The organism is Streptomyces alkaliphilus (assembly GCF_014141535.1).
GTDB classification, from domain to species: Bacteria; Actinomycetota; Actinomycetes; order Streptomycetales; family Streptomycetaceae; genus Streptomyces; species Streptomyces alkaliphilus.
On record NZ_VKHT01000308.1, the window covers coordinates 1 to 5,240 of the forward strand.

Sequence of the window (5,240 nt, forward strand, 5' to 3'; positions counted from 1 at the left end):
ACGCCGGGGACATCCTGTACGTCATACGTATAACCGAACCCGCCAAACGTAGCATGGGGCGCCCCGGGCAGGGGTGCGGAACCGGCCTTCCCGGCAGGGGCGGCCGGAACCGCACGGACGGCATGCCACGCGATGGACAACCGACGGACGACCGACGGACGACAGGGAATGGGGCGGACGGGCGGATGAACCGCAGAGGCGACGCGGCCACGGACGAGGGCACCCCGACGGAGCCGGTCGGCCCCTCCCCCACCGGAGCGGCCGGCCCCTCCCGGCCGACCAGCCGGGACGTCGCGGAACGGGCCGGGGTCTCCCAGGCGACCGTCTCCCTGGTCCTGCGGGACCGCTGGCGGGGCCGGGTCTCCCCGCCCCGGGCCGAGGCCGTCCGGGAGGCCGCCCGGGAACTCGGATACCGTCCCAACCTCGCCGCCCGTCGACTGCGCAGCGGGGGCACCGGCACGATCCTGCTGGTGGTCCCCGCGCTGACCAACGAGTTCTTCGCCCGGGTGCACGCCGGCGCGGCGGCCGTCGCGGCCGAGCGGGGGATGAGCGTGGTGCTGTTCCCCTCCCCCGAGGGCATCGGCCCGGCTCCGGACCCCTTCGCCTCGGCCGGCGCCACGCTGGACGGCGTGATCGCCTCCTCCATGGCCTCCCGGGCGCTGCGGGCGCTGCGGGGCGGCGGTCTGCCGCTGGTGATGCTGGACAGCGATCCCGAGGGGACCGAGGCCGCGGCGACGGTCAACCCGGACGTCCCGGAGGGTCTGCGGTGGGCGGGTCGGCACCTCCTGGCGGCCGGGCACCGACGAATCGTCCACCTGGCGGCCGATGTCGACACCTGGACCTTCCGGGAGCGCGGTCGCGCCCTGGCCGCCGAGTTGGCCGCCGCCGGGCACCCCCTGGTGGGGAGTGCCAGAGCGGCCCTGGACGTGCGGGCGGCCGCGGTCGTGGCGGAGGCGCTGTTGGCGGCCCGGCCCCGCCCCACCGCCGTGGTCTGCGACGACGACGTGCTGGCCGCCGGAGCGTGCAAGGCCGCCCGCAGGACGGGACTGCGGGTGCCGGAGGACCTGTCGGTGACGGGGGTGGACGATCTGGCCCTGGCCACGGCGGTGGAACCCGAGCTGACCACGGTGCGGTTGCCCGCCGAGGAGATGGGCGGGGCGGGGATGCGCGCCCTGTTGGAGGTCCTGGACGGCGACGCGCCGGGGAACCGGGTCCTGCCGGTGCGGTTGGTACCGCGCGGCTCCACCGGCCCCGCGCCGACCGGACCGGGGTGACCGGACCGGCGGGAACCGGTCGGGGGCAGATCGGGGAATCACCCGACGCGACGCGGGGCGCGGACCGCCGGGCGGATCGCCCGGCGGTCCGCGCCCCGGGGTCGGGAGCTGCGCGGCGTGCGGACTACTCCTTCCCCTCCCCCGACTTCTTCCCGGCGTCCTCGGCCTCGTTCTTCCCGTCGGTCGGACCCTCGGCGCCCTCGGTGGACGCGTCGGCACCCTCCGACGACGTGTCGGAAGCGTTCCCGTCGTCGGGACCGTCGCCGTCACCGGCGGTCTCCGCCAGCAACCGCTCCAGCGGCTCGCCCGACAGCCGCTTGAACTTCCGCTGCTGGGGGCGGGTGCGGTCCAGCACCGCCACCTCCAACTGGTCGGCGGCCAGCTCGCGCTCCCCGCCGTTGGAGTCCCGGGCCAGGGAACGAACCGCCAGGCGCAGTGCCTCGCCCAGCGTCATGTCGTCCCGGTGGTCGCGGTCGAGGCGGCCGCCGATGCGGTCGGCGTCGCCGCCCACCGCCACCGAACCGTGCTCGTCCACGATCGAGCCGTCGTGCGGCAGGCGGTAGATCTGATCGTCGGTCGGCGCCTCGCCGACCTCGGCGACGATCAGCTCCACCTCGTAGGGCTTCTCCCCCACGCTGGAGAAGATGGTGCCCAGGGTCTGGGCGTAGACGTTCGCCAGTCCACGGGCGGTGACGTCCTCGCGGTGATAGGTGTAACCGCGCAGGTCCGCGTAGCGCACCCCGCCGATCCGCAGGTTCTCGAACTCGTTGTACTTGCCCACCGCGGCGAAGGCGATCCGGTCGTAGATCTCACTGACCTTGTGCAGGGCCCGGGAGGGATTCTCCGCGACGAAGAGGATGCCGTCGCGGTACTGGAGGACCACGACGCTGCGACCGCGCGCGATGCCCTTGCGGGCGTACTCGGCGCGGTCCGCCATGGCCTGCTGGGGGGAGACATAGAACGGCGTCGACACCGGCTGTCCGTCCCTTCCTGTGATCAGAGAACGGGGGCCTGCGGCCCGTTGGGCAGCTGGAGGCGGCCGTCGAGGACCGCCCGGGCGAGTTCGGAGACCTCCGCCTCCGGGAGACGGCGGTGGCCGTCCCCGGTGATCACCGAGATGATCGGGAAGATGCGGCGGGTGAGATCCGGCCCGCCGGTCGCGGAGTCGTCGTCCGCCGCGTCGTAGAGGGCCTGGATGGCGACGGTGGCGGCCCGCTCCTCGGTCAGGTCCTCGCGGTGCAGCTTCTTCAGCGCGCCGCGGGCGAAGATCGAGCCCGAGCCGACGGCCGCGAAGCCGTGTTCCTCGGAACGACCGCCGGTGACGTCGTAGGAGAAGATCCGGCCCCGGCCCCGCTCGACGTCCCAGCCGGCGAAGAGCGGGATGACGGCCAGCCCCTGCATGGCCATACCGAGGTTGCCGCGGATCATGGCGGAGAGGCGGTTGGCCTTCCCCTCCAGCGAGAGGGTGTCCCCCTCGACCTTCTCGAAGTGCTCCAGCTCCAATTGGAAGAGTTTGACCAACTCCACCGCCAGACCGGCGGTGCCGGCGATGCCGACGGCGGAGTACTCGTCGGCGGGGAACACCTTCTCGATGTCCCGCTGGGCGATCATGTGACCCATCGTGGCACGGCGGTCACCGGCCAGAACGACCCCGCCGTCGAAGATGAGGGCGACGATCGTCGTGCCGTGCGGGGCCTCCACCGGGCCCTTGACGGGGGGCAGGGGCCGATGGCCCGGCAACTGCTCCGGGGCGTGGTCGGAGAGGAAATCCAGGAACGAGGAGGAGCCCGGGGTGAGGAAGGCCGCCGGGAGCCGGCCCCCGTCCCGGAAGTTGGCTGTCACGAATGTGCCTCCAGTGGTGAAGTCGGCGCGCCGCTCCGTGCCGGGCGCGTACCGCGACCCCACCGGGGCTCCGGGCCGGGATCGCGCCCGGCACGGAGCGGCGTACGCCACGGACCCTACCCGCAGCGGGGGCATGATCCACATACGCCGTCGGGAGCGCCTCGGCGCTCCCGACGATCACATGCGGCGACCCCCGCCGGGGGTTACTCGCCGCCCTTCTGCACGAAGCCGCGGACGAAGTCCTCCGCGTTGGATTCCAGTACCTCGTCGATCTCGTCGAGGACCGAGTCGACATCGTCGTCGAGTGCCTCCTGGCGCTCCTTGAGCTCCTCGGAGACGCCGGTCTCCTCGCTCTGCTCCTCGACGTCCTCGTTGCTGCGCGACGCCCGCTGCTGGCCGCCGCCGGTGTCCTTGGTCGCCATCTGCCTCACCCCGATCGGTTCGACGTGTCAAGATCAGACCCTACAAGCCGGAGCCGACAACGGCCCGGCTTTTCACCGTCCGAAAAACCCGGAAGGAGCCCGAGGGACCGAACCCCCGACGGGGAGAGGGTCCCGATCGTTTCCCCGATCATTCCCAGCGGGCGGCGAATCAGCCCCCCGACAGGGCACGGACCAGATCACGGGCGGTGGCGCAGCGGTCCAACAGCCCCGCCACGTGGGCACGGGTACCGCGCAGCGGATCCAGGGTGGGCACCCGTTGGAGCGAATCGCGGCCCGGCAGGTCGAAGATCACCGAGTCCCACGAGGCCGCCGCCACGTGGTCGGCGTACTGCTCCAGGCACCGGCCCCGGAAGTAGGCGCGGGTGTCCTCCGGCGGCGCGGTGCGGGCCCGGAGCACCTGCTCCTCGTCCACCAATCGGGTGATCCGTCCCCGCTCCACCAGCCGGTTGTAGAGCCCCTTGTCGGGTCGGACGTCCGCGTACTGGAGATCCACCAGGTGAAGCCGGGCGGCGTCCCAGTCCAGATCGTCGCGTCGGCGGTAACCCTCCAGCAGCTCCCGCTTGGCCACCCAGTCCAGTTCACCGGCCAGGCTCATGGGATCGGTCTCCAAGCGGGTGAGCACGTCCTCCCACCGCGCGAGCACGTCGATCGTCTGTTCGTCCGCGTCGGAGCCCCAGCGCTCCTCGACATACTTGCGGGCCAGCTCGAAGTACTCCATCTGGAGTTGCACGGCCGTCAGGGTTCGTCCGCTGCGCAGGGTGATCCGCTCGCGCAGATCGGGGTCGTGGCTGACCCGGTGCAGGGTGCGCACCGGCTGGTCCACGGCCAGGTCCACGGTGATGAACCCGTCCTCGATCATGGACAGCACCAGCGCGGTGGTACCGAGCTTGAGGTAGGTGGAGATCTCCGAGAGGTTGGCGTCCCCGATGATCACGTGCAACCGGCGCCACTTCTCGGCGTCGGCGTGCGGCTCGTCCCGGGTGTTGATGATGGGACGCTTGAGCGTGGTCTCCAGGCCCACCTCGACCTCGAAGTAGTCGGCCCGCTGGCTGATCTGGAAGCCGTGCTCACCGCCGTCCTGGCCGATGCCGACCCGACCCGCGCCGGTGACCACCTGGCGGGAGACGAAGAACGGCGTCAGGTGCCGGACGATCTCCGAGAACGGCGTCTCGCGCCGCATCAGGTAGTTCTCGTGGGTGCCGTAGGAGGCGCCCTTGTTGTCGGTGTTGTTCTTGTAGAGCTGGATGGGGTGGGCCCCCGGCACCTCGGCGGCCCGCCGGGCGGCCTCGGCCATGATCCGCTCCCCCGCCTTGTCCCAGAGGACCGCGTCGCGGGGGTTGGTGACCTCCGGGGCGCTGTACTCCGGGTGGGCGTGGTCGACGTAGAGTCGCGCGCCGTTGGTGAGGATGACGTTGGCGAGGCCGATGTCCTCGTCGGTCAGCTGGCTGGCGTCGGCGTTCTCCCGGGCCAGGTCGAAGCCGCGCGCGTCGCGCAGCGGGTTCTCCTCCTCGAAGTCCCACCGGGCCCGGCGGGCCCGGTGCATCGCCGCGGCGTAGGCGTTCACCACCTGCGAGGAGGTGAGCATGGCGTTGGCATTGGGGTGCCCCGGCACGGAGACCCCGTACTCCGTCTCGATGCCCATCACACGCCGTACAGTCATGCGGCCCTCCTTGCCCGGCAG

The 5,240-nt window shown here is 72.0% G+C and carries 5 protein-coding genes; 1 reads left to right on the plus strand and 4 read right to left on the minus strand.

Features of this window, described 5'->3' with window-relative positions:
- Nucleotides 1-185 precede the first annotated feature (185 nt).
- A complete protein-coding gene (locus FNQ90_RS11810) occupies nt 186-1,274 on the plus strand; it encodes a LacI family DNA-binding transcriptional regulator (protein ID WP_182606333.1) in 1,089 nt (362 codons plus the stop codon).
- Nucleotides 1,275-1,398: 124 nt separating this feature from the next.
- On the opposite strand, the gene prcA is transcribed toward FNQ90_RS11810, so the two are convergent.
- From prcA to dop, 4 genes are all read right to left on the minus strand, one after another.
- Nucleotides 1,399-2,247 (minus strand): proteasome subunit alpha, encoded by an 849-nt coding sequence (prcA, locus tag FNQ90_RS11815; RefSeq protein ID WP_182606334.1) that lies wholly within the window; start codon nt 2,245-2,247, stop codon nt 1,399-1,401.
- 23 nt (nt 2,248-2,270) lie between these two features.
- Nucleotides 2,271-3,116, minus strand: a complete 846-nt coding sequence (gene prcB, locus FNQ90_RS11820) for a proteasome subunit beta (protein WP_143617218.1) — start codon at nt 3,114-3,116, stop codon at nt 2,271-2,273.
- 203 nt (nt 3,117-3,319) lie between these two features.
- Entirely contained in the window at nt 3,320-3,538 is a 219-nt protein-coding gene (locus tag FNQ90_RS11825; protein ID WP_182606335.1) for a ubiquitin-like protein Pup, read from the minus strand.
- 169 nt (nt 3,539-3,707) lie between these two features.
- Nucleotides 3,708-5,219, minus strand: coding sequence for a depupylase/deamidase Dop (dop, locus tag FNQ90_RS11830; RefSeq protein ID WP_182606336.1), 1,512 nt, complete (start codon nt 5,217-5,219; stop codon nt 3,708-3,710).
- Between the last annotated feature and the right edge of the window lie 21 nt (nt 5,220-5,240).